This window comes from Symploca atlantica LB2515 (genome assembly GCF_052546295.1).
The window spans coordinates 3,147,019-3,170,588 of record NZ_JBQWMT010000001.1; the positions used below are offsets into that span (position 1 = coordinate 3,147,019).

Below are 23,570 nucleotides of genomic sequence, written 5' to 3' on the forward strand. Positions count from 1 at the left end.
TTTGATCATCCAAACTGAGGAAACAACGCTAACTCCTAATTTTGGCAATCAATCTGCGTCTGAGTTGGTCGAGGGCATTACAGGCACTAGCAAGACGGATTGAAGAACGAGAGCGGTCTTGACCCAACTGGTATTTGTAGCAGCTAACAGTACCATCAGGTTCTGCTAGACCGATGTAAACTAAACCTACAGGCTTAGTCTCTTTACCGCCACTTGGGCCAGCAATACCGGTAATACTAACTCCCCAGCTACTGGAGAGCAGTTCTCTCACTCCAGCAGCCATTTGTATTGCCACTGATTTACTAACAGCACCTAATCTGTTTAAGTCTGAGGGGTCAACTCCCAGCACCGAAACCTTGACAGAATTGTCATAAGAAATTACGCCCCCCAGAAAATAATTAGAACTGCCAGAAACCTCAGTCAACAGACTCCCTAGTAAGCCACCAGTGCAGGATTCTGCAACACCAAGAGTTTCTGAAGCTTGAGTTAATAACTGACCGACCACAGCCGCTAGGGTATCAGTATCATTACCAAAATAATCAAGCCCTCCAATCTGCCGCAGTTGTTTTGCTACTGGCTCAATTAATGACTCTGCCTCTGCTTCTGAGGAGGCATGGGCAGAAATTCTTAACCGTACCTCTCCCTGACCGGCATAGGGAGCAACTGTGGGGTTAGGTAAGTCGAAAAAAGGCGCGACTTTTTCTGCTAAAGCTGACTCTCCAATTCCCCAAAACCTCAACATGCGGCTGTAGATGATTTCTTGACCCCAACCTTGACTTTTGAGATAGGCAACGGCTGTTTCCCGCCACATGCGCTGCATCTCACTGGGAACTCCCGGAAAGGTAAGAATTGTTAAATCAGCTCTGGGTTGCCAGATGATGCCAGGAGCAGTTCCTCCGGGGTTATGTAAAACTGTAGCACCTTGAGGAATCAAGGCTTGCTTACGGTTGTTAGCCGTCATCTGACGACCTCTTTGGGCAAATTTTTGGGTAATGTCTTCGATGACATCTCCTCGTTCAACCAGAGGAGAACCAAAAAAGTCAGCAATCGTTTCGGTGGTCAGATCATCAGGAGTAGGACCGAGACCACCAGTAAAAATTAATAATTGAGATCTTTGGCTGGCGATTGCCAAAACTTGCTGAAGACGTTGTGGATTATCTCCTACTACTGTCTGATAGTAGTGAGGGATGCCTAAAGAAGCTAGCTCAAGCGCCAAAAACTGAGCGTTGCTGTTGAGAATATCACCTAGGAGTAACTCTGTTCCAACACAAATGATTTCAGCAGTCATGAGTTAAAGGGTTGAAGTTGTAGCGCACAAAGCCTCGATTTCCACCAATAATGGCGGTGACAATTAGTGCTGCTGCTGATTGTTCCATAAACAGGGTTACCATCAGCATAACTACGGCGGCAGTGTCCGAAACAACCGCAGCTAAACCACCTAGACCATCAATCCAATTGACAGCCCTCCCCATTCCTACTAGCCAAATTATGGTGATCGCTAGGCTTAACCAACTAACTTGAACCAATTAATGGAGTAGAGAAGCATCAGGCAGAGTCTACTATGATTTGACGCTGCCTACGCTCAATTTGACATAGCTAAGGGGAAGAAATTTTGTCAAGTATCCAGAAGTTACTAGTAACTTAGCGGTAATTAGCGGTAATAATCTTCCCACCTCACTATCTTCTTTCGTCTCCTGCACAGCTAACACTGTGGTCAACCAACAATTTTTTGAGAGGTATTCAAACCAGAGAAGGTATTTGAATTTTCAGATGAGGATATAAGGGGAAGCGATCGCACAATTGTGCAACCCGCGTCCGACAGTCCGTTGCCACTGTTTCATCCTCTGGATTAAGCAACCGTTGAGCGATGATCTCAGCAATCTCAAAAAATTCTGCTGCACCCATACCCCGTGTAGTCATTGCGGGTGAACCCAGCCGCAGGCCTGAGGTAACAAAAGGTGATTCTGGGTCAAAGGGAACGGTATTTTTGTTGGCGGTGATGTTGACACCACTCACTAATTGATCTGCCAGCTTGCCAGTCATACTGATACAGCGCAAATCTACCAGCAGTAGATGGTTGTCGGTGCCATCGGAAACAATTTTGAAGCCATGCTGCTGTAAACCCGTTGCCAGAGCTTGAGCATTTTGAATTACCTGAGCAGAATAAGCTTTAAAGGAAGGTGCTAGCGCTTCAGCAAATGCTACTGCCTTAGCCGCGATCACATGTTCCAAAGGTCCTCCCTGAGTGCCAGGGAACACTGCTTTATCGAACTTTTTACCCAATTGGGCGTCGCGAGTGAGAATCAAACCGCCTCGGGGGCCCCGTAGTGTCTTATGAGTAGTCGTCGTGACAACATCGCAATGGCTAATCGGGCTAGGGTGATGACCTGTGGCAACTAAACCTGCAATGTGGGCAATATCTGCCATCAGGTAGGCACCGACTTCGTCAGCGATGCTTCTGAATTTGGCAAAATCAATGATACGGGGATAAGCAGAATAACCGCAGATGATCAGCTTCGGACGCTCTTTGAGAGCTATTTCCCGAATTTCGTCGTAGTCAAGCAGTTCGGTTTCGCGGCTAACGCCGTACTGACAAACCTTGAACCATTTACCCGAGACATTTACCGGGGAACCGTGGGTGAGGTGTCCTCCATGAGACAAGTCCATGCCCATAATTGTGTCACCGGGTTCAAGCAATGCCAGAAACACCGCAAAATTAGCTTGAGCACCGGAATGAGGCTGTACATTAGCATGAGCAGCTCCAAAAAGCTCTTTGGCACGGTCGATTGCCAATTGCTCAACCTTATCAATGAACTCACAACCTCCGTAGTAGCGCTTTCCTGGTAAGCCCTCAGCATACTTATTGGTCAAGACTGAGCCTTGAGCTGCTAAAACCGCTGGTGAAGTAAAGTTTTCGCTAGCAATTAGCTCCAAATGGTCGCGCTGGCGCTGCAGTTCTTCGTCGAGACACTCAGCTAGAGCAGGATCAGTTTGAGTAAGAAAATCTAAATTACTTTGAGTCACTTAAGTCAATCCCTAGATAATAATCAGGAGAACAGTTTGGTTTTTCTTGGTTAACGACTCCCGGCAGATAAATTCGAGAGATGAGGTTTGAGCAACTTCTTTTCTTAGTTAGTAGCTTTTGCTTTTGGTGTAAACCTCTTTTAGCTGTCTACTGCAACCCTCCCAGAAACTTGAGGCTGGCAGTAAGCTACTAGATACTCTCCTAGTCTTCTGGTCAGTTGCCCCATCTTAATCGATGCTAATACAGTAGTGATTAGAATTTAGCCTATATTTTTTCTGACTTAAGGATCTTGACTTTTTTTCGGATCTATTCACGTAGGGCGGTTGCTCTGATTGAGTTGTGCTATCAGCCGGACAAAGAGGAAGATGAGTCAGATTAAGCAGTTGAACGTTAAGCTACTTGTTACATTTAGGCTTCACTCCAAAGACGTAACCTAAGATAAAGGAATCAGCCCTAGGAATCGACGGGAGCCGTCAAATGTTAGTCATTCTTATGGATGAGCAGATTCTTTCCCCTTCTCAAGTTTGCCGAGGTTGTTTACTTGCAGACAAAAAAGGGCAACCCCGCTGGCATCAAGGCAAGCTTAGCTGTGGTCATGTGCTTCGCAAGTGCAGCGAAAATCAACCAGATCAGTATGAATGTGAGATGGGTTTTCGCATTGCCAGGGTTGAATAAGCTCAATTAGCCGAAACTAAAGTTTCTTGTCTCTCTCCTCAGTAGTAACTATTATTAGCGAAGTGGGTGCTTAGGGCAAAAACAGTTTTCCCGATGACCTGAAGCGTCAGCAAGGATTAGGCTTCGCTTGATTGAGTATTGCTATTTTTCCGTGTCAGCCTAGTCTTTATCTAAAAGACCAACCTTAGCCTCGCCTAACTGTAGGACGGCTGAACATATGCTGCAAGGTCAGCTAAATTAGGTCATTGAGCTGCGCTATCCTGAACTTAGCGAACAAAATAATTAACCATATCCACAAGGAGTACACATAATGAATTGGCGCGGCTCAACAGACGCTAAAGACAGAATTTTCGCTTCTCTCCCCTATCTATTACCCTTGTTTTATGCTCTGCCATTTGGTGGTTATTTGCTAAGACAGTTTCCCGCGTTGCAGGTAGTCTTAGGTAGCCTATTAGGACCAGTAAGTTTCATTTATGGAGTGATTCCTTTCGCAGGAATAGTGATTTTTTTCCTATTATTTTTATTAGTAGTAAGAAATGAAAGAATTAGCCATTTCATTCGCTTTAATGCAATGCAGGCAATTCTTTTAGATATATTGCTATTTCTGTGTACCTTGGTTTTTCAATTTGTGGTGTCGCCCCTGGGTCTAGGTTTACTAACACAAACCCTTGCCAACGTCGTCTTTTTGGGTACACTAGCTGCTTGCTTCTACTCAGTGGTGCAATCACTGCTGGGACGTTACGCAGAAATACCCACGCTTTCCGAAGCTGTTTATGCACAAGTACGCTAAGAGCAATTGGCTCTCTAATTAGTACTAACAAGTATCTAATCAGTAGCGATCCAGAAAATTTGTATTTACTTCAGGTCAAGCCTAAAGCTTCACTGACAAGGAACGAGGGACAACAGTGTTTTCCAAATGACCGATGCCCTCAATTTCCACACGAATGCGATCGCCAATCTGCATCGGTCCAATTCCTTGAGGTGTTCCAGTAAGAATAACATCCCCCGGTAGTAGCGTCATTACTTGAGAAATGTAAGACACCAGGAATTCCGGTGAAAACACCATCTGACTAATCAGTGCTGATTGCACTGGTTCAGAGGAGTCATTCAAAAAAGTCTGCAGCCTGGCCCCAGCACTCAATTCCCGCACAATCCACGGCCCTAAAGGACAAAAGGTATTAAATCCTTTGGCTCTTGTCCATTGACCATCTTTTTTTTGTAGATCACGCGCAGTAACATCATTGGCAATGGTATAACCCCAGACTTTACCCTGAGCCTGGGCTGGCGTACAGTCAACACACTGTTCACCAATTACTAGCGCCAACTCTCCCTCGTAGTCTACTCGTTGTGACTGAGGAGGAAGCTGGATTTCTTGACCAGAGGCAGTAATAGATGTCGGAGGTTTGAGAAATAGGAGTGGTTCTTGAGGCACAGAAGTCCCCATTTCTGCTGCGTGTTCCGTATAGTTTTTACCCACAGCCACAATTTTTGTGGGGGCACAGGGAGCAAGCAGCTTGTAACTACCGGGCTCTAACTCTAGATCAGTAGGTTGTCCTTGTAGCCAAGGGGGTGCATCAAGCACTCTAACACTGCGCCTTAGTTGCAACAAACCGTAGTAGGTTTGTCCTTTGTCAGTTTTGATTCGGACATAGCGATGTGCCATAACTTTAAATATTCCTTGCTAACTCAACACAATCGATTTAAATAAGTACAGATGCAGGTTAAACTTGCCAGCTAGCTAGAATTAATAGCAGAAAGTAGTAAGATTTTAGTTCCTTGCTTCTTCAGAGTGGGGCACAGCTCAACCTGTTCTGGTTGCTGTCTATGTCTCAAGAGAAGAGGCCTGCGTTGTCCAAAAGGAGATTAACACCATTGCTCGAAAGTTACGAACTAATGTACGTCCTGCGTCCCGATCTAGGAGAAGAGCAGGTCAATGAAACAATCACTAAATACCAAAACCTCCTTGGAGAGTATGGGGCTCAGGAAACTGAGATCCAGCATCGTGGTAGGCGTCGTTTGGCTTACGAAATCAAGCGCTGCCGTGAAGGAATCTACGTCCAAGTGAACTATAAAGCTCCAGGTAACCACGTGGCACCAGTAGAGCGGGCGATGCGGCTCAGCGAAGAAGTGATTCGCTACCTAACCCTGAAGCAGGAAGTGCTAGCTCCTACCCCAGAGCCAGCAGAAGTAGAGAGTTAACAGACGTCCTGGAAGTCTTGACCTCTAAAAAGTAAAGACTTCCAGGCGGCTTCCATCTCAACACAAGTGCGCAGCAACTGCACTTTTGTAGTAAGACAATCAAGCCTAAAATATTGAGGGACACCTAGAGCCAATCCTGGCCTAGGCAGAAATGGCAGGAAGAGATATATAAATCCACCCCCGCCACCTTTGTGTCTTCGGTTGTCAGCGATGAAGAGCAACAATAGTCCCTGTGCCCCTCCATCTATTAGGATGGCAGTATCAGATACTGCTTCCCATAAAGTTTCAAGTTGGAATCGGCAAACCTATCAACGCCTGAAACTTTCGCTAAGTCTCGGTTTACGCCGTCAACTGTTTGTAGCAGTGTGTGATGACCTCAGCCTGCGCAATCGGTTAGCCAGCAAATTGCAAACTGACTTGGCTCTTAGTGCAGCCAAAGAGTCAACAGGCGAACAAAACTGCTCAAAATTGGTGAGTCTCGAACTAAACTTGAGCAACCCCAATCCCTTGGCTCACGTTGCTCAATGGCTACTACAGCACCAACCATCAAGAGTTCGTCAGCAGATACCAGGATTTCAAATTTTGGGGGTAGAGGGCTTAACAAGGCAACCACCAGAACTGCAAAGATTATTTCTCAGGCGTCTACAGGCTACTGAGCGCAATTTAGCCCATTTGGAATCAACGTTATTGCTCTGGTTACCCAGACCTTGGTTCCATACTATTCAGCAGTCCGTGCCGGAATTTTGGCAGTGGCACACTGGCATCTTTGAGTTTGAAGGGGAGCCGACACCCTTACCACCAGTAGGTGCTGCTAGACCAGAGGCTTCTCCCACAGCAAAAACTAAAACTTCACATAAGGCCGCAGCTTCCTTCAAGGAAGACTTACGCAAGCTTTTGGCTGATGACTCAACTCAGATGCCCAAACTCACGCCTGTGAGCCAAGCTAGCCTGGAAAATCAGCATCCAAGCGATCTGGCACAGAGTTTAATTAAGGGAAAGTTTGCAGCTAACAATGAAGTCCATGAACTTGCTCAGCCGATATCCGATGCCCCTCAACCAGCTTATCCAGGCTACCAAGCTCCCCCCCCAACGAACTATCCTAACTCCTCTGGATCGGTTACGCCAACGCCATCAGCAGATCATCTTCCCTCTGCTCAGGAACCAGTAGAAACCCCAAACCACTTGCAACCTGTTAATCTGCCCCAGGGAAATCAAGACAAGTCGGCGGCTGAAGCTTATTTAGAACTAGGAAACTATTATCGTCAGGTAATTGAACAAGGAGACAATTCTGAGGAAAACCTAGCAATTGCCATCCAAGCTTATGAGCAAGCGCTGCAATGCTTACCAGAAGAGTCGCTCCAAACCTCAGATATCCTCAATGACATTGGCAACCTTTACTGGATGCTGTCCCGTTGTCCTACTAGCGCTGAACATACACTCTCCTATCTAGAACAAGGTATTCAAGCCTACCAGCTAGCCCTAACCAAGCTTAGTGCCCAAGAAGCTCCTCAAACCTACTCCATGATTCAGAACAATCTGGGAGCTGCTTACGGAGATTTGGCTCGTTACCAAGATCAAGTAGAAAATTTAGAAAATTCTGTTCGTGCTTATGAACAAGCACTACACTACCGCCTCCCCGAAAGCGAACCAAGGAAGTATGCCTCCACCCAAAATAACTTGGGTACTGCTTACTGGAATTTGGCTCAGCATCAATCGCCAGTAGCGAATTTGAAAGCAGCAATCACCGCCTACAAAGAGGCACTCTCTCACTACAATCCTGAAACTGAACCCTTAAATTGGGCAATGATTCAAAATAACCTAGGTACTGGTTACTGGAATCTTGCCCAGTACGAAAGACCAGAAACCTGGTTAAAGTTAGCGATTTTTGCCTATCAAGATGCTCTGAATTACCGGACACCCGAAGTTGCACCAGCCGCTTGCGCCGCCACGCAGAATAACTTGGGTACTGCCTATTGGCACTTAGCAGACCGCTTTCAGGCAGAAGATGACGCCAAGGCAGAATATTTAGAGAAATGTGTCACAGCTTATGAGAAGGCTTTAGCCGCAGCTGGGTGTCATCCTTTTGCTGGGAGTGAGCAACCTGAACACAAAAGCACACCAATACCAGTCAATTTTGATGTTTTTGCCACCCACAACAATTTAGGACTAGCACACTATCAGCTAGCAACCGAACCACAGCTTGCCTCATCTCAAAATAAATCCTCTAAGTCTACTCATCTGGAAGCTGCATTGCACCAACACCTGCAAGCTTGTACCAACTCTAGTGTAGAATCTGAAACCTACCAAACTGCCGTAACCTACGCTGCCAGAATAATTCGCACCTTCTATGATGGAAGCGGGATTACTGGGCAGAATCGCGCCCTTTCTAAAGTCCCCGGTCAGCTATTACCGGATATTTTGCCCAGATTGTAAAATAGTAATTAGTAGGTTTGGGAAATTTAAAATCACAAGATATATCGAAATACAATAAGAAAACTAAATTCAGCATGGAATAAAGCTAGGATGGAAAAATCCCCAAGGGTCACTTATTAGAAAAACTTTGTGTGAACGTTTCCACTACCTTTACAGAGCTTGAGCTAAATAATCTATTTCCGTTTGAACTTGATGAGTTTCAAAAACAGGCGATCGCGGCAATGAATGCTGGTTGCTCTGTAGTTGTTTGTGCCCCCACTGGTTCTGGGAAAACCCTGATTGGGGAATACACTATTTACCGCGCCCTATCGCGGGGCGGTCGCGTTTTCTACACCACACCATTGAAAGCGCTCTCCAACCAGAAGCTAAGGGACTTTCGCGAGCAGTTCGGTGCTGAACATGTAGGACTGGTAACCGGGGATATCTCTGTCAACCGGGAAGCACCGATCCTAGTAATGACCACCGAAATTTTCCGCAATATGCTCTACGGCACACCAATTGGGGAAGTCGGTGCTTCCTTGGAAGGTGTTGAGGCGGTAGTACTTGATGAATGCCACTACATGAACGACCGGCAGAGGGGTACGGTATGGGAAGAATCAATTATCTACTGCCCACCGGAAATTCAACTGGTTGCCCTTTCGGCTACAATTGCCAACTCCGAGCAGTTAACCGACTGGCTTAACTTAGTACACGGTAAAACCAAGCTAATTTACTCTGACTTCCGACCAGTTCCTTTGCAGTTTCACTTCGGTAACTCTCAAGGACTAGTGTCTCTGCTGAATCAGAATAAAACCGACATCAATCCTGTCCTCAAGTCAAAGCGCCAAAAAGGTAAAGGACGCAGAGAACGCCCAGAAAGTCCCAGCATGCTTAAGGTTCTCAGTGAACTTCAGCAACGGGATATGTTGCCGGCAATTTACTTTATCTTCAGTCGCCGAGGTTGTGAGCGTGCTGTAGAGGAGTTGGGTTTACTATCACTGGTTTCCCCACAAGAAGCGGCTCAAGTGAGAGTGCAAATTGACGAGTTTTTGTCTCGTAATCCTGAAGCTGGTCGCGCCGAACAACTAGAACCCCTCTGTCGCGGTATTGCTTGCCACCATGCTGGACTTTTACCAGTATGGAAAGGGTTTGTAGAAGAACTCTTCCAACTAGGTCTAGTCAAAGTAGTCTTTGCCACAGAGACTCTAGCGGCAGGAATCAACATGCCTGCTCGTACTACGGTCATTTCATCCCTGTCTAAACGCACCGATGAGGGACATCGACTGCTCAAGGCTTCTGAATTTTTGCAAATGTCAGGTCGGGCTGGTCGTCGAGGTATGGATACTACTGGTCATGTAGTAACTTTACAAACACGATTTGAAGGATCAAAAGAAGCGGCTTACTTAGCAACTGCTGCCGCTGATCCACTGGTGAGCCAGTTTACGCCTAACTATGGCATGGTACTAAATCTGCTACAAACTCACACGCTTAGTGAAGCTAAGGATTTGGTAGAACGCAGTTTTGGGCAATATCTGGCAACACAGTACCTCAGGCCTCAGCAACAGATGATTACTGAGCTGAGTACAGAACTGGCAAAAATTGACATTCAGTTAGCACCAGTAAGTCTGGAAGCGCTCTCAAGCTATGAAAAACTCAAAGGACGTCTCAAAGAGGAACGTCGCTTACTGAGAATACTAGAAACTCAAGCTGAAGCAACACAATCAAGCTTAGTTACCCAGGTACTACAAGCAGCCACACCAGGGATTATCCTTTATCTGAAAGGAAAGTACGTACCAGTTTCCTTCCCCATCACAGCAGTACTAGTCAAGAAAGAAAAAGGTCATGGTCAGTTACCTGACTTGGTCTGCTTAAGCGCCAATAACCGCTGGTATGTAGCAAGTATGGCTGATGTTGTGGGCTTGCATGCTGCTCCACAAACTATCAATATTGGTTCTGTAGAACTGCCAGCAGAACTAAAGCTCAAGCCAGGTCAGATTAGTCGTGGCACCCCAGAGACAGAAAAGCTGGCCTCTGCTATTCCTAGCACCGCAACTCCTACGGTGGCTGCAGAAGTACTAGAACAGCAGCAAGTTGTGGAGGAAGTGGTAGCACAATTAGAGGATCATCCTTTAATGCAGTCAGGTAGCCCTTCTAAGTTGATCAAGCGTCACCGACGCCGATTAGACCTACAAGACCAAATCAATGAACTGCAAGCTCAATACCGAGAACGCCAAGCATATCACTGGCAAGAATTTATCAACCTGATTGAAATTTTGCGAGCTTTTGGTTGTCTTGATGATGTCAAACCAACAACTTTGGGGGAAGCCGCAGCCGCTATTAGAGGTGATAATGAACTGTGGTTGGGTTTGGCATTAATGTCAGGGAAATTTGATGATTTAGACCCCCATCACCTGGCTGGAGCAGCTTGTTCTTTGGTTACTGAGACACCTCGTCCGGATAGTTGGACTAACTACTCACCAGCTCCATCAGTAATCGAAGCTTTGTTAAGCTCGAAAAAGACAAGGCAGGATCTGCTCAAGTCACAGTATCGCTATGGCGTTACACTGCCTATTTGGCCAGAGTATAGATTTCTTGATCAAATAGTTGGTGAATTAGTCGGTTTAGTTGAGCAATGGGCGCTAGGTATTGAATGGATAGAACTATGCGCTAATACCAGCCTAGATGAAGGGAATATTGTACGGATTTTGCGTCGTACAGTAGATTTACTCTCGCAAATTCCCCACGTACCTCACTTATCGCCCACTTTAAAAAGCAACGCGATCCGGGCTATACAGTTAATTGACCGCTTCCCAGTCAATGAAGTAGTCCGTTAAAATTCCCTTGGGAAAATGTATCCTGAACTCTTAAGTCTTGCCTTAATGGAACTGGGCGAGACTTAGTTTTATAATTTCTTAACCTTTACTCTAGAGAAACCTACTAAGGTGCCAAATAGTGTTCAGGAGTGCAAAAAGCTAATAAGGAGCAGATTTTGTTGAGCAGTAATTCTGGTCACCATTACCAAGACCATTTGTCTACGAAGCTTCACCAGCAAAAGGGTCGGAAAAAATTGCTCACAGGGCGCGGTGGTCAGAAAAGAAGCCTTCATCTGAGGAAAATTACCCTCGGTACGTTGCTAGGAACTTTACTTAATTCTCTAGCTTGGTTACCAGCAGCAGGAGCTCAAACAGCACAACTAGGTGTGGTTAAGAGTCTGGATAATAACGGACATTGGCCGGGGATCAGCCAACGCCTATTATCCACGGGTGTTGATTACTGTATTGTTGACCTGGCTCAAGTTGAGCAAGCATCAGACCTGGGCAGCACTCAATTGCTATTTTTACCCAATATTGAGCTACTGAAGCCAACGCAGCTAGCAGCACTGCGAGCCTGGATGGATCAAGGTGGTCGATTAATTGTTAGTGGGCCGATGGGTACTCTTTCTCAACCAGAAGTACGCCAAAGATTGCGATCGCTTTTGGGTGCCTATTGGGGTTTTGCCTTGACAAAACCCTCTGCTTTAGAACCTTTACCAGGCGATACACAGAACTGGGTAAACCAAGACGGATTGGTCGGTACTATTCTCGGAGGCGCAGTAATTCCCGCAGACACTAATTCTGCAACCGCTGCTGTCTGGAGCGAGCAGGAAAAGTCACCGGCAGTGATCACGACAGATAAGTCTACCTTCTTTGGCTGGCGCTGGGGTTTAAATAGTGTAGCCTCGGTTGAGGTGGATAGTGCTTGGTTACGAGCAGCTCTAGAGCGCTATGGTATAAGTCCTAGCGAGTTGAAGGCCAATAGACAGGAGGCAGAACAATCGCAACAATATTGTATCTCTTCCCAAGCTCCCACTAATGCTCTTGCTAGGACATCTTCAGCAGCAACCGCCACACCAGAGAAACCCCTCAGCAGCATCCTAGTAAAGCCTCATGGCAGGGAACAACTCACGGGAGTGCAAGTAACGGCGATGGGTCAAGAGTTGGAAAATTTGATTGGTAGATTTGAAAGTGCTCTACTAGCTGCCAATGCAACAAACAGTGACCTTGATTTACAGACAAGCGCCGCTATTGAGCAATTTATTGCTCCCAATGTCAAGGAGGATGCAGTTTCAGGTCACACCCACACTAGTAGAGAAAACGTAACCAAAGGCTCTGCTCACAGAGCACTAACCCAGGCAAGAACAAGCATGCAAAGCTTCCGTAATGCTATTGCTCAAAAAGATTACCGGGAAGCCAGAGAACAGTGGATCCAAGCGCGCCGTACCCTTTGGGACAACTACCCCTTAGACCGTCAACTTGCTCAGCCTGAGATTCGGGCGATTTGGTTAGACAGAGGCACCATCGTCAAAGCTAAGTCAGAGCGAGATTTAGTCAAAATTTTTGACCAACTGGCGGCAGCTGGTTTTAATACAGTATTTTTTGAAACGGTTAATGCTAGTTATCCGATTTACCCCAGCCGTGTTGCTCCGGAGCAAAATCCTTTAGTTAAGGGTTGGGATCCTCTAGAAGCAGCGGTTAAATTAGCCCATGAGCGTGGGATGGAGTTACATGCCTGGGTTTGGATCTTTGCAGCAGCTAATCAGCGTCACAACACAATCTTGAACCAACCAGCCAGTTATCCTGGTCCAGTGCTAAAGCGTCATCCAGATTGGGCTAATGTTGATCAGCGGGGGCGTTCATTTCATCCCAGTAGCAAAAAGGCATTCTTAGATCCGGCTAATCCTGAGGTGCGGCGTTATCTGACATCGCTATTGGAAGAGATTATCGATCGCTATGACGTGGATGGCATTCAGTTAGACTACATTCGTTATCCCTTTCAAGACCCCCAGGTTAATCAAACCTATGGCTATGGTAAGGCGGCACGTCAGCAGTTTAAGGAAATGACTGGCGTTGACCCGGTCAAGGTTTACCCCGACAACCGTAAATTGTGGCAACAGTGGACTGATTTTCGCACTAGGCAAATCGATAGCTTTGTGGCGTCGGTGTCTGCTCGCCTGCGAGAGAAAAATCCTCAGCTAATTTTATCTGCGGCAGTCTTTGCTACTCCACGAGGAGAACGCCTGCAAAGACTACAACAAAACTGGGAAGATTGGGCAAGCCGAGGTGATCTCGATCTGATTGTACCGATGACTTATGCCTTGGATACCAACAGCTTACAGAATCTAGCGCAACCTGTGCTGACGCAACCTTCTCTGAGTTCAACATTGATTTTGCCAGCAATTCGCTTGTTGAATTTGCCGAATGTTGTAGCGATTGACCAAATTCAACTGCTGCGGGATTTGCCTGCTGGTGGGTATGCTCTGTTTGCTGCCGAGAATCTCAATACTCACCTACAAAATATCTTTCATCAAACTCAGGGTCAGGCAGAGAGTGCTAACACTCAACCAGTACCTTACCGCCAGCCTTTCCCAGCGGCGGCGGCTCGTTATGCGGCTTTGCAGCAAGAATGGACTTTTCTCTTAGCGCATCGTGGAATCTTGGTTCAGGAACCAGCACTCTCGGAGTGGGGCACAAAAGCAGATGAGCTTTCACGCTTGCTCAATCAACTAGCCCAAGACCCATCAAAGCAGAATTTGTTGTTAGCAAAAATATCGCTCTCTTCGTTTCGGTCTGATTTCCAGAAATGGATGCAACAACAGGCAATTGAGCAAGCTTACCAAGTCCAAGTTTGGGATAACCGTCTCGCGACAATTGACAGATTGCTACGCTATGGTGAGCGGGCAGCTTTCGGTCAAAACCGAGCAGAGGTGGCCGAACAACAATAGGAGAAGCAAAAGATCATCACTAGATCTAGGTAAATTAGCGAAAAAGTTAAGGGTAACTCTCGCAGCAGAACTAGGTTCTGCTACTGTCGTGGTGCGACGGTATGCAATTTTTGTAAAGTATGGGAGTAAAGAAGCAAAAATTTTGAGCTAGAGGATTATTAAGTTTGGCTATAACTGCAACTACCCCAGTTCTAACTAATAGTAAAACCTTGAAAACACGCTCTAATGCTGGGTGTTGGTCGGCTTCTCTCCAAAGATCGCATTCTCTAGTTATAGGGTTCGTTTGAACAAGGTGGAGAACATACCGTACCCAGTAATGCTACCTTTAATCAGACGTTGCGCACTCAAAATCCTGAGTGGGGAGTGCGAGCCCTCGAACTTTGATTTGTTCAGGAGGTTAATACTCCTGCTCTCGCCTATCTTCTGTTAGTATTTGACTGCTGAGTAATACCTTTGTTCAGGATGTCTAATTAAACACAACATCCTCACAATCTTTAGCTCTACTGTAAAGACTCAGAAAAGTTAAAGCTTTAAGCTAGCATTTCAGGAGAGTGTCTAAGGCGTCAGTCCCAGGAGGTTATCCCGTTATCAGGATTTCTGAGTCATTAGTTCTGTACAAATATTCATGAAAATATTATGAAGAAATATTGGCAAGCTACCTATTTGGCGCTATGATTGACACCTCAAGCTGGCGAAACCTATATACAATAGTTTGAGCGGGATTGCAAGATAAGTAAAATCGACCACAACAGGTTCTATTAGAAAGCCATAATGCTTTTCGGGCTACCTCCCTGGTTGAATTAACCCCCAAGGTGAACTGTCCGGAAACTGCTAAATAAACAGTGGAGAACTCTTAGACCAAGCTTACCCCGCCAGGCTCCTTCCAAAAATCTGAGGAGTTAAATGACTCCTACTTACAGATCAAGCAGATTAATTTGATTATTCCTCGGCTCAAACAATGTTTCCAACGCCTGATGCTATGAAAGCAAGGCCTGTTCACCCACAGCCATCAAATGGAGAAACCAGCAGCAAACTTGCTGCCACCTCGCCAGCAGCGACGCCAGTCTCTGCTCTCAAAGACTTAGTAGCGCGTTTGCACCGGGAACAGCACAAGATTCAAAATCTATTGAGTTCACTGGGTTTTGCTTTACGGAGCTTCAACAACCTTAATCAGTTTTTGGAGTTAATTCCCCTGATGGCTGCGCGGGTGACCGATGCTGACGGCTGTGCCTTAATTCTATTAAAGCCTAATGGTCAGGTAAGGCTGGATTGGCTGCATTGCCAGGAAGGTCGATACTTACAGGATATTCGTAAAGCGATAGAAAAAGCAACCCGTCAAGTTGGTCCTCTAGGTAAAGGGGAGGAGCAAGATCAGGCGGCTACAAGCTCGTTCACTAATTTCCACAAATCTTTTGACGAGTGCTTGAGTCATTATTTAGGAACAGAAGTGCAGCTGTTTGGCACCCCAATTCTGGTCAAGAATACTGAGAGAGGGCTGCTGTATGTTTTTAGCCATGACCCACAATACAGCTGGACACAAACGCGGCAGAAATTAGTGCGCTTAGTCGCCGATCAAACAGCAGTAGCGATCGCTAATGATGAGCTTACAGTTGAGTTGCGTAAGAAAGAACGGCTGGATCGAGAGCTAGAAATTGGTGCCGAAATCCAATTACGCTTACTACCGCCCCAATGTCCTCAAATCGAGGGTATAAAACTGGCAGCAAAGTGCCAGACGGCTGATCGTGTTGGCGGCGATTACTATGATTTCATTCCCACCAACTATGACCAGCTAAGGTCAAGAAACTCCAGCAAAGATGAGGAATCCGACACCCAAGGGGCTGGTGTACCCTGGAGCATTGTCATTGGCGACGTGATGGGTAAGGGCGTACCTGCTGGTTTAATTATGACCATGACACGGGGCATGCTGCGGGCAGAAGTGCTGAACCGCCACTCTCCGGCCCGGATTCTTGAACATTTGAACCGGGTAATGTATGCAGATTTAGAAAATTCGCACCGTTTTGTCACTCTGTTTTATTCAGAGTATGACCCTCAAACGAAGATTCTGACTTACAGCAATGCTGCCCACAATCCACCGTTGTTGTGGCAACCGTCAACCCGTTCCCTGACTCGACTTGATACCGAGGGGATGCTGATTGGTCTAGAAGCAGATTCTCAGTATGAAGACGCTCAAATACAGCTAGCTCCTGGAGATACGATTATTTACTACACCGATGGGTTCACCGACGGAGCCAATCAGCATGGCGATCGCTTTGATGAAGAAAACTTGAGCAAAGCTTTCCAATGGGCTTGTGAACACGGTAAAGGTTCTCAGGAGATTTTAGATTACTTGTTTGAAGAGGTGCAGCAGTTTGTCGGGCCAACAAACCCCAATGGAGATGACATGACACTGGTTGTGATGCAGGTTACATCTTCTACCTGACTGATTTAGTGCAAACCAATCCTAACCAGATTTTTTGAAGCTGGGTAAGTCTGAGTTGAAGAGTTCTGGTAGAATCTAATCGCCCCAGGTATCCACCTATTGCTTGTTGATCACCTCAGGGCTGTAGAGCTTACTAAAGAAATGGAAATACAAGCAGTTACTGTTGGGTTAAATAACATCAGCCACCAGACTGATATTGTAAGAGGGTTAATCAGCCAGTTATCGTTTGATTGGCTGGTGTTGGCTCAACAAATTAATGATCCCGATGTTTTGGGTCAAATGCGAGACGCCTGGAACCACTTTGTTGCCTCTGGTCAAGTCTGGGCGCTGCTGATTGGGATAGCTCTTGGTTACATTTTTCGGAATTTTACTGCTTTTTGAGAGTTGTTAACAATCGTAATAACCCACAAATATGCTGAATTAACTGTTCTAATAAATCCTACGGTCAAAGCACGTGGGCAGCCAACTGCGAAGGAGGTTTTGTGACTAAACAAACAACCTGGAGTCAGCGCTTTGAATCAGCTCTGCATCCAGCGATCGCACGCTTCAATGCCAGTATAAATTTTGACATTGAACTAATTGAGTATGACCTCACTGGTTCTATTGCTCATGCCAAAATGCTCGCCCATGTTGGCATCATTTCACCGGAGGAAGGTGAGCAGTTAGTTGTAGGCCTAGAACAAATCCGCTCAGAATACCGCCAGGGTAAATTCACTCCAGGGATCGATGCTGAAGATGTCCACTTTGCCGTAGAGCGAAGACTAACAGAAATAGTTGGTGATGTCGGCAAAAAACTGCATACCGCCCGCTCCCGCAACGATCAAGTGGGGACGGATACGCGGCTTTACCTCCGGGATCAGATCTCACAAATTCGCACCCACTTACGCGAATGCCAACTAGTTCTTCTTAACCTAGCCCAGGACAACGTAGAAACCCTAATTCCTGGCTATACTCACCTGCAACGAGCCCAACCCCTGAGCCTAGCTCATCACCTGCTGGCTTATTTTGAAATGCTAGAGCGAGACTGGGTACGATTAGGTCAAATTCAAGAACGGGTGAATATTTCGCCGTTGGGTTGTGGTGCTCTGGCTGGGACGACTTTCCCCATCGATCGACACTACAGTGCTAACCTGCTGGATTTCGCCAGTGTTTACAGCAACAGTCTTGATGGGGTGAGCGATCGCGACTTTGCCATTGAATTTTTGTCTGCTGCCAGTCTGATTATGGTACACCTGAGCCGATTGTCAGAGGAAATTATTCTCTGGGCGTCCCAGGAATTCAGCTTTGTCACCCTCAAAGATAGCTGTGCCACTGGTTCGAGCATCATGCCTCAAAAGAAAAATCCCGATGTCCCGGAGTTAGTGCGAGGCAAGACGGGTCGTGTCTTTGGTCACCTGCAGGCTCTGTTGGTGTTAATGAAAGGACTGCCCCTAGCCTACAATAAAGATCTTCAAGAAGATAAAGAAGCTCTCTTTGACAGCGTTAGGACTGTTAAAGGATGCTTAGAAGCCATAACAATCTTGCTGCGCGAAGGGCTAGAATTTCGCACACAGCGTCTTGCACAAGCCGTTAACGAAGACTTCTCTAACGCTACAGATGTCGCTGACTACTTGGCTGCCAAAGGCGTCCCCTTCCGGGAAGCTTACAACCTCGTCGGCAAGATTGTCAGAACCTGCCTGATGGCGGGGAAACTCCTTAAGGATCTGACACTTCAAGACTGGCAAGAATTGCACCCAGCAATTGAGGAAGATATTTATCAAGCGATCACACCAACCCAAGTAGTAGCAGCTCGCAATAGTTACGGTGGTACCGGTTTTGAGCAAGTCAGACAAGCTCTAGAAAACGCCCGTGCGAAAATTATTGCCGAATAAATGATAGCTGCTTAAAACTACTGAGTAAGCGCTTTAAGACAAGCTTAGGCAAATAACTGCTGCTTGTCTTAAAGAAGCATACCAACCGGACTACTAGGCAGCTCTCGAATCTAAGCTGCGCCGTATAGCACCCCAGTTCTCTGAAACCAAAGAGATACTATTGCCTCTTTGCTTGGTAGCCAAGCTCAAGGAGTATATTTTGCTAAACAATGCCGATCGCTAGGCAGATTAAGCAACACTATGCCTCAAAAATTTGGCATCAACAGTACACTGCCTGAGAACAAATCCGGCAATCTTGACTAAAATCCAGAATTTTCGCGGTTGCCTCCTGGGCGTCCGCCTCCTTGATTGCCTCCTTGATTGCCTCCTTGATTGTTGTCCTCTTCGCCTTGTTCCTCATCCCTAGGAGGTTTGCTATACTGCCTGTTTCTAGAGAAACGAGACGTATTTTTGGTTTTACGAAACTTTCTAGCGTAGGCTTGGTTCCGTTGCGCCTTTTCTTTCTTGAGATTGCGGCGCTTTGCCATGTTGACCTCTTGATAACAAAAAATGGTGCCTTACTAGTCTTTTGTAAAAGATTTAGCTTGGCTTGTCTATCTTACCAGTGTTAAGCCAGAGAAGGAGTTAACTCAAAACAGGTGGGTCAGATACTCAGGAAACCCTTTAGCACTAGGACTGTAGGCTAAATCACAATTACTAATTAATTGAGAGTAGAAATTCCTGATCCTTCCCTTGGCTGACTGAATTAGCTCTTAGTTAAATTACGTCTCAACCTTTTGTTGAAAATTGAGTGACGTTATCCACTGGTGTCCATAAAGTCTATGATAACAATCGGTAAGTAACCCGTTTACAAGCTTTTATAGCCTTTTGCTTGATGCGTAGAACCTGGCTCTTTATACAAACGGTATTGGGGATTATATTTCGCCATCCTGTTACCGGCACTAGCATTGTCCCAATCTTGCCCGATGGGCGAATTGTGCTAGTTAGGCGTTGCGATGATGGTAAATGGGGACTACCAGGAGGCATAGTCAACTGGGGTCAGGATATTCCAACCACAGCACGGCGGGAATTAGCAGAAGAGACGGGGCTAGAATTAGTCAAAATTCGTCGCTTGGTTGGTGTTTACTCTGCACCTGATCGCGACCCCAGAATTCATTCTATTTGTATCCTAGTAGAAGCCGATGTTCAAGGGACAATACAGCTAGAGGATCCGTTAGAAATTAGTGAAGTTCAAGCCTTTGAGAGGTCAACTCTGCCAAGGCAGAACTTGAGTCACGACCATGAACAGCAGCTACAGGATTACTTTGAGGGCAAAACCACCGTTGCTTAAGCAGCAACGGCATCTGATTTTCCTAAAATACTGATTGACCCAGATTTTTTAGTTTTGCTATTTCCACAGCCTAAGATAGTTGAGCGTTTTTTATTAAAACAGGTAAACACTACCAACTTCGATGGACTTACCCTTAAGGAATTCTCGAATTAAGCTATCATCAGGGCAAGTTTTCTGGCGTGAAGTCGGTCAGGGACCGATTCTAATCTTCCTGCACGGTTCCTGGAACGATAGCAGTCAGTGGCTACCGGTGATTGAGTTTTTAAATCAGGATTATCATTGCTTTGCCCCAGATTTACTAGGGTTTGGTGACTCACCTGCTCCCAATCTCCACTACTCAATACAGTTAGAAGTTGAGTGCTTGGGCGAATACCTAGAAGCGCTACGCCTTTGGCCAGTCTATTTGATTGGTCACTCTCTGGGTGGTTGGGTTGCTGCTAGCTACGCTCTAAACAATAGTGAACAAGTTCGTGGTCTAGTGTTATTAGCCCCACAAGGGGTTCAAGTACCAGGGAAGCAGGAAAATGCTTGGTGGACAAGGTGGTTAGCCCAGCGTTCTTCCTTCGCACCAGGGTTTCTGCGAGTAATTCGTCCTTTGGCAAAACTTTTCGGACGCCACAAGTCTATTGACAAAGCCCTACAACAACGTCAACAATTCCTCTCCTCACCTGCGGCTTGCCAACTCTTGTTTCAACGACGCCAGCCAGAAGTTCAAGAAGAATTATTGCAAGAAAAACTTGAATTACTCAAAGTTCCCACTCTGATTTTACAGGGTCGTAGAGATAGCCCCAACGCGATCGCTTGTTCTCAAATCTATGCCAGCAAAATCTCCGGTTCTCAGCTACGGATGATTGACCATGGGGGCAATGATTTGCCTGAAGCTTTACCGGGTTTGGTAGCTAGGCAGATTGATAATTTTATTAATCCCGATAATTGAGACAAGGGAGATGGGGGGGGTATACCGAATTATCTCCAAACTAGGCAACGCCGTTACTATTCACCCTGTAGAGTTATAGGTAGTTTTACTCAGGACAATCAAGTTTTTTGATAAGTTTCATCAGGTAATCGTGTAAAAATAAAGAAAAAATGAAAGCTATAACATTAGTTGGTTAAGGAGTAAGTCAATGGTAACGCTCACTGACCGAGTCCAAAAGCGCTTATCAATGCAGACTGCTGAGATTGCGCCGGACACAACCGCGATTCGCTCCTTGGACTGGGATCGTGACCGTTTTGATATCGAATTTGGATTACAAAATGGCACCACCTACAACTCTTTTCTAATTCGAGGTGAGCAAATAGCACTAGTTGACACCTCTCATGAAAAGTTTCGCAAGCTATATTTAGATACGCTCCAAGGACTAATCGACCCCACAGAAATAGATTATCTAATTATCAGCCACACTGAACCAGACCACAGTGGCCTAGTCAGAGACGTTCTACAGCTAGCGCCTCAAGTGACTGTGGTAGGGGCAAAAGTCGCAATCCAGTTTCTCGAAGATTTAGTACACCAGCCCTTTAAGCGGCAAATTGTCAAAAATGGTGATCAACTGGATTTAGGGAAGGGACATGTGCTGGAATTCGTCAATGCACCGAATCTGCACTGGCCGGACACAATTTTTACCTACGACGCCGGAACCCAGGTCATGTTCACCTGTGATGCCTTTGGTATGCACTACTGCACTGAACCAACCTACGATGAAAATTTGGGCGCAATTGAGGCAGACTACAGATTCTACTACGAATGCCTGATGGCTCCTAATGCCCGCTCCGTACTCTCTGCCCTGAAGCGGATGGAAAAGCTGGGAGACGTGAAGACGATTGCCACTGGTCATGGGCCCCTGTTACGCCATAATGTTGAAGAACTAGTTGACCGCTACCGTCGTTGGAGTAAAGCCCAGGAAAAAGCGGAAAAATCGGTTATCGTCTTCTATGTCTCGGATTACGGCTATAGCGATCGCCTCTCCCAAGCCCTGGCGAGAGGGATTACCAAAACTGGCGTCGGCGTTGAGATGATGGATCTCAAATCTGCTGACCCCCAAGAAGTACAAGAAATGGTTGGTCGTGCTGCGGGGATTGTCATTGGTCTGCCTCCCGCCTCCAATAAAACCGCCACGGCTGCTGTGAGTACAGTACTGGCTGCGGCGAAATCTAAGCAGGCAGTTGGGCTGTTTGAGTCCTACGGGGAAGATGATGAACCCATAGACCCGCTAAGGAATCAGTTCAAAACCTTAGACCTCAAAGAAGCATTTTCTGCTATCAGGATTAAGGAAATACCCTCAGAGGCTACCTACCAGCTTTGTGAAGAAGCGGGTACAGACATGGGGCAATGGCTGATGCGCGATCGCAGCATTAAGAACATGAAGTCCCTAGATTCTGACCTCGATAAAGCCTTGGGACGTGTCAGTGGGGGTCTTTATATCATTACCGCCCAGAGGGGTGATGTGAAAAGCGCCATGTTGGCCTCTTGGGTGAGTCAAGCTAGCTTCCAACCCCTCGGTTTGACCATCGCTGTGGCTAAAGATCGGGCAATTGAATCATTAATGCAAGTAGGCGACCACTTTGCCTTAAATGTCTTGGAGGAAGGGAATTATCAAAAATTAATGAAGCACTTCCTCAAACGCTTCAAGCCCGGTGCTGACCGCTTTGCTGGTGTGACAACTCAATCAGCGGAAAACGGTTCTCCCGTCCTTACTGACGCCCTAGCTTATATAGAGTGCAAAGTTGTCAGCCGCATGGAGTGTAGTGATCACTGGATTGTTTACTCCACTGTTGATGCAGGGCGGGTTTCTAAAGTGGATTCTCTGACAGCTGTGCATCACAGGAAGGTGGGGAATCACTATTAAGAACTGATCCAAACATTAGAGCAAAGTTGAGAAACTACCTAGCAAGATAACTATAAGCTGCTAATTATTAGGGTGGGCAATGCCCACCCCTTGCCCTTGGGTCAGTCATTAAAATCTCGGAGGACCGATAAACAGATAATGGCAATTTAACTGTTCTGGGCTTTTGCCACGAGGCGGATTAAGACAGACATTTAAATCCCTCGTTGTTTGCTGGGAAGCTTGGGGAGGCACCTGTTCAACTTGTCCACTTTCTGGGTTAACGATCCATAAATCTTCCACCCATTCTGATCTGTCGTCGTATTGAACCTCTCTTCCCATCAAAACAACCGGCTGTGTACCCTCATTGACAATCCGCACCACTACCTGCCGAATCCAGTTGTTTTGTGCGGCGGCCGGAAGCACAGGAAAAATTGTCAAATAGGAAAACACTAAGAAAATAACAAGAGAAATCGAGAACACTAGAAAGACTCTTAAAAAACCTCGCAAGGGCATATTGTTAATTACTCATCAAATTAGTGTACAAATTAGTGTATATTTCGACCAAGTGAGGAAGTAATAATTTTTGTAAGACCATTAAACTGGCATCTGATATCTAAATTAACTAAATAAGGTATCAGCTCAAAGAGAAAGGTTGAAAAATGTTAGAAAACTCAGAAGAACTTGCGATAACCCCAGTGTCTGCACCGAAACTTCCAGCAAAAAACACTTCAAATCACACGAGAAATGTTCAATTAGTTGAAGAATTATTAGGAAAGTCGGCTTCACCGCAAGAAGGTCTGGATTGGGCAAAAGTTCGCGTCGAGGTACTGCGCCAGAATGAGTATCTCAAAGAAGAAAACCACCAACGCGTCCTAGAAAAAACTCGATTAATCTATGGAATTGTATTTTCTTCGGTAGTTTTTGTAACCGGATCAGTACTTTTTATCTGTCGCTATGATAATGCGTTTTATTTAATTGCTGTTGGTCTGGTGCCACTTTTGGCAAGAAGAAAAAGTACTTAATTAACTATTAATC

General features: G+C 46.0%; 18 protein-coding genes and 2 pseudogenes. 14 read left to right on the forward strand and 6 right to left on the reverse strand.

Annotation, left to right across the window (positions count from 1 at the left end):
• Window positions 1–28: 28 nt before the first annotated feature.
• The 3 genes and pseudogenes from ACT7WV_RS13080 to glyA form a co-directional block, all read right to left on the reverse strand.
• Complete coding sequence (locus tag ACT7WV_RS13080) at window positions 29–1,288, reverse strand: competence/damage-inducible protein A (RefSeq protein ID WP_445103313.1); 1,260 nt, start codon at window positions 1,286–1,288, stop codon at window positions 29–31.
• A 7-nt stretch (window positions 1,289–1,295) separates the two neighbouring features.
• A pseudogene (locus ACT7WV_RS13085) lies at window positions 1,296–1,526 on the reverse strand (undecaprenyl/decaprenyl-phosphate alpha-N-acetylglucosaminyl 1-phosphate transferase); the annotation flags it as partial.
• 214 nt (window positions 1,527–1,740) lie between these two features.
• Window positions 1,741–3,024, reverse strand: coding sequence for a serine hydroxymethyltransferase (glyA, locus tag ACT7WV_RS13090; RefSeq protein ID WP_445103314.1), 1,284 nt, complete (start codon window positions 3,022–3,024; stop codon window positions 1,741–1,743).
• Window positions 3,025–3,502: 478 nt separating this feature from the next.
• Here glyA and ACT7WV_RS13095 point away from each other — a divergent pair, with 478 nt between their 5' ends.
• Together ACT7WV_RS13095 and ACT7WV_RS13100 are read left to right on the forward strand one after the other, a co-directional pair.
• Window positions 3,503–3,700, forward strand: coding sequence for a hypothetical protein (locus ACT7WV_RS13095; RefSeq protein WP_445103315.1), 198 nt, complete (start codon window positions 3,503–3,505; stop codon window positions 3,698–3,700).
• 310 nt (window positions 3,701–4,010) lie between these two features.
• Complete coding sequence (locus ACT7WV_RS13100) at window positions 4,011–4,490, forward strand: Tic20 family protein (RefSeq protein ID WP_445103316.1); 480 nt, start codon at window positions 4,011–4,013, stop codon at window positions 4,488–4,490.
• A gap of 81 nt (window positions 4,491–4,571) precedes the next feature.
• Here ACT7WV_RS13100 and ACT7WV_RS13105 read toward each other — a convergent pair whose 3' ends face one another.
• On the reverse strand, window positions 4,572–5,363 hold the full coding sequence (locus ACT7WV_RS13105) for a fumarylacetoacetate hydrolase family protein (protein WP_445103317.1): 792 nt from the start codon (window positions 5,361–5,363) through the stop codon (window positions 4,572–4,574).
• A 209-nt stretch (window positions 5,364–5,572) separates the two neighbouring features.
• Here ACT7WV_RS13105 and rpsF point away from each other — a divergent pair, with 209 nt between their 5' ends.
• The 8 genes and pseudogenes from rpsF to argH all read left to right on the forward strand — a co-directional run bounded on the left by rpsF (window position 5,573) and on the right by argH (window position 18,383).
• Window positions 5,573–5,899, forward strand: a complete 327-nt coding sequence (gene rpsF / locus ACT7WV_RS13110) for a 30S ribosomal protein S6 (protein ID WP_445103318.1) — start codon at window positions 5,573–5,575, stop codon at window positions 5,897–5,899.
• A 252-nt stretch (window positions 5,900–6,151) separates the two neighbouring features.
• On the forward strand, window positions 6,152–8,332 hold the full coding sequence (locus tag ACT7WV_RS13115) for a tetratricopeptide repeat protein (RefSeq protein ID WP_445103319.1): 2,181 nt from the start codon (window positions 6,152–6,154) through the stop codon (window positions 8,330–8,332).
• A 131-nt stretch (window positions 8,333–8,463) separates the two neighbouring features.
• Window positions 8,464–11,145, forward strand: a complete 2,682-nt coding sequence (locus tag ACT7WV_RS13120; protein WP_445103320.1) for a DEAD/DEAH box helicase — start codon at window positions 8,464–8,466, stop codon at window positions 11,143–11,145.
• A gap of 158 nt (window positions 11,146–11,303) precedes the next feature.
• Window positions 11,304–14,072 (forward strand): family 10 glycosylhydrolase, encoded by a 2,769-nt coding sequence (locus tag ACT7WV_RS13125; protein ID WP_445103321.1) that lies wholly within the window; start codon window positions 11,304–11,306, stop codon window positions 14,070–14,072.
• Between the two features lie 276 nt (window positions 14,073–14,348).
• Window positions 14,349–14,450, forward strand: a pseudogene (locus tag ACT7WV_RS13130) (DUF938 domain-containing protein); the annotation flags it as partial.
• 601 nt (window positions 14,451–15,051) lie between these two features.
• Window positions 15,052–16,512 (forward strand): GAF domain-containing SpoIIE family protein phosphatase, encoded by a 1,461-nt coding sequence (locus ACT7WV_RS13135; RefSeq protein WP_445103322.1) that lies wholly within the window; start codon window positions 15,052–15,054, stop codon window positions 16,510–16,512.
• 141 nt (window positions 16,513–16,653) lie between these two features.
• Complete coding sequence (locus tag ACT7WV_RS13140) at window positions 16,654–16,893, forward strand: hypothetical protein (protein ID WP_445103323.1); 240 nt, start codon at window positions 16,654–16,656, stop codon at window positions 16,891–16,893.
• 101 nt (window positions 16,894–16,994) lie between these two features.
• Window positions 16,995–18,383 (forward strand): argininosuccinate lyase, encoded by a 1,389-nt coding sequence (argH, locus tag ACT7WV_RS13145; protein ID WP_445103324.1) that lies wholly within the window; start codon window positions 16,995–16,997, stop codon window positions 18,381–18,383.
• 299 nt (window positions 18,384–18,682) lie between these two features.
• On the opposite strand, the gene ACT7WV_RS13150 is transcribed toward argH, so the two are convergent.
• Entirely contained in the window at window positions 18,683–18,910 is a 228-nt protein-coding gene (locus tag ACT7WV_RS13150; protein WP_445103325.1) for a hypothetical protein, read from the reverse strand.
• Between the two features lie 347 nt (window positions 18,911–19,257).
• Between ACT7WV_RS13150 and ACT7WV_RS13155 the strand changes: the two genes are divergently transcribed.
• The 3 genes from ACT7WV_RS13155 to ACT7WV_RS13165 all read left to right on the forward strand — a co-directional run bounded on the left by ACT7WV_RS13155 (window position 19,258) and on the right by ACT7WV_RS13165 (window position 22,556).
• Window positions 19,258–19,713: an NUDIX hydrolase gene (locus ACT7WV_RS13155; protein WP_445103326.1), complete on the forward strand. Its 456-nt coding sequence runs from the start codon at window positions 19,258–19,260 to the stop codon at window positions 19,711–19,713.
• 121 nt (window positions 19,714–19,834) lie between these two features.
• On the forward strand, window positions 19,835–20,650 hold the full coding sequence (locus ACT7WV_RS13160; protein WP_445103327.1) for an alpha/beta fold hydrolase: 816 nt from the start codon (window positions 19,835–19,837) through the stop codon (window positions 20,648–20,650).
• A 187-nt stretch (window positions 20,651–20,837) separates the two neighbouring features.
• A complete protein-coding gene (locus ACT7WV_RS13165) occupies window positions 20,838–22,556 on the forward strand; it encodes a diflavin flavoprotein (RefSeq protein WP_445103328.1) in 1,719 nt (572 codons plus the stop codon).
• Between the two features lie 108 nt (window positions 22,557–22,664).
• On the opposite strand, the gene ACT7WV_RS13170 is transcribed toward ACT7WV_RS13165, so the two are convergent.
• Window positions 22,665–23,015 carry a hypothetical protein gene (locus tag ACT7WV_RS13170; protein WP_445103329.1) on the reverse strand — a complete coding sequence of 117 codons (351 nt, stop codon included), beginning with the start codon at window positions 23,013–23,015 and terminating at the stop codon, window positions 22,665–22,667.
• A 179-nt stretch (window positions 23,016–23,194) separates the two neighbouring features.
• On the opposite strand from ACT7WV_RS13170, the gene ACT7WV_RS13175 reads away from it, so the two are divergent.
• Window positions 23,195–23,557, forward strand: coding sequence for a hypothetical protein (locus ACT7WV_RS13175; RefSeq protein WP_445103330.1), 363 nt, complete (start codon window positions 23,195–23,197; stop codon window positions 23,555–23,557).
• Window positions 23,558–23,570 lie beyond the last annotated feature (13 nt).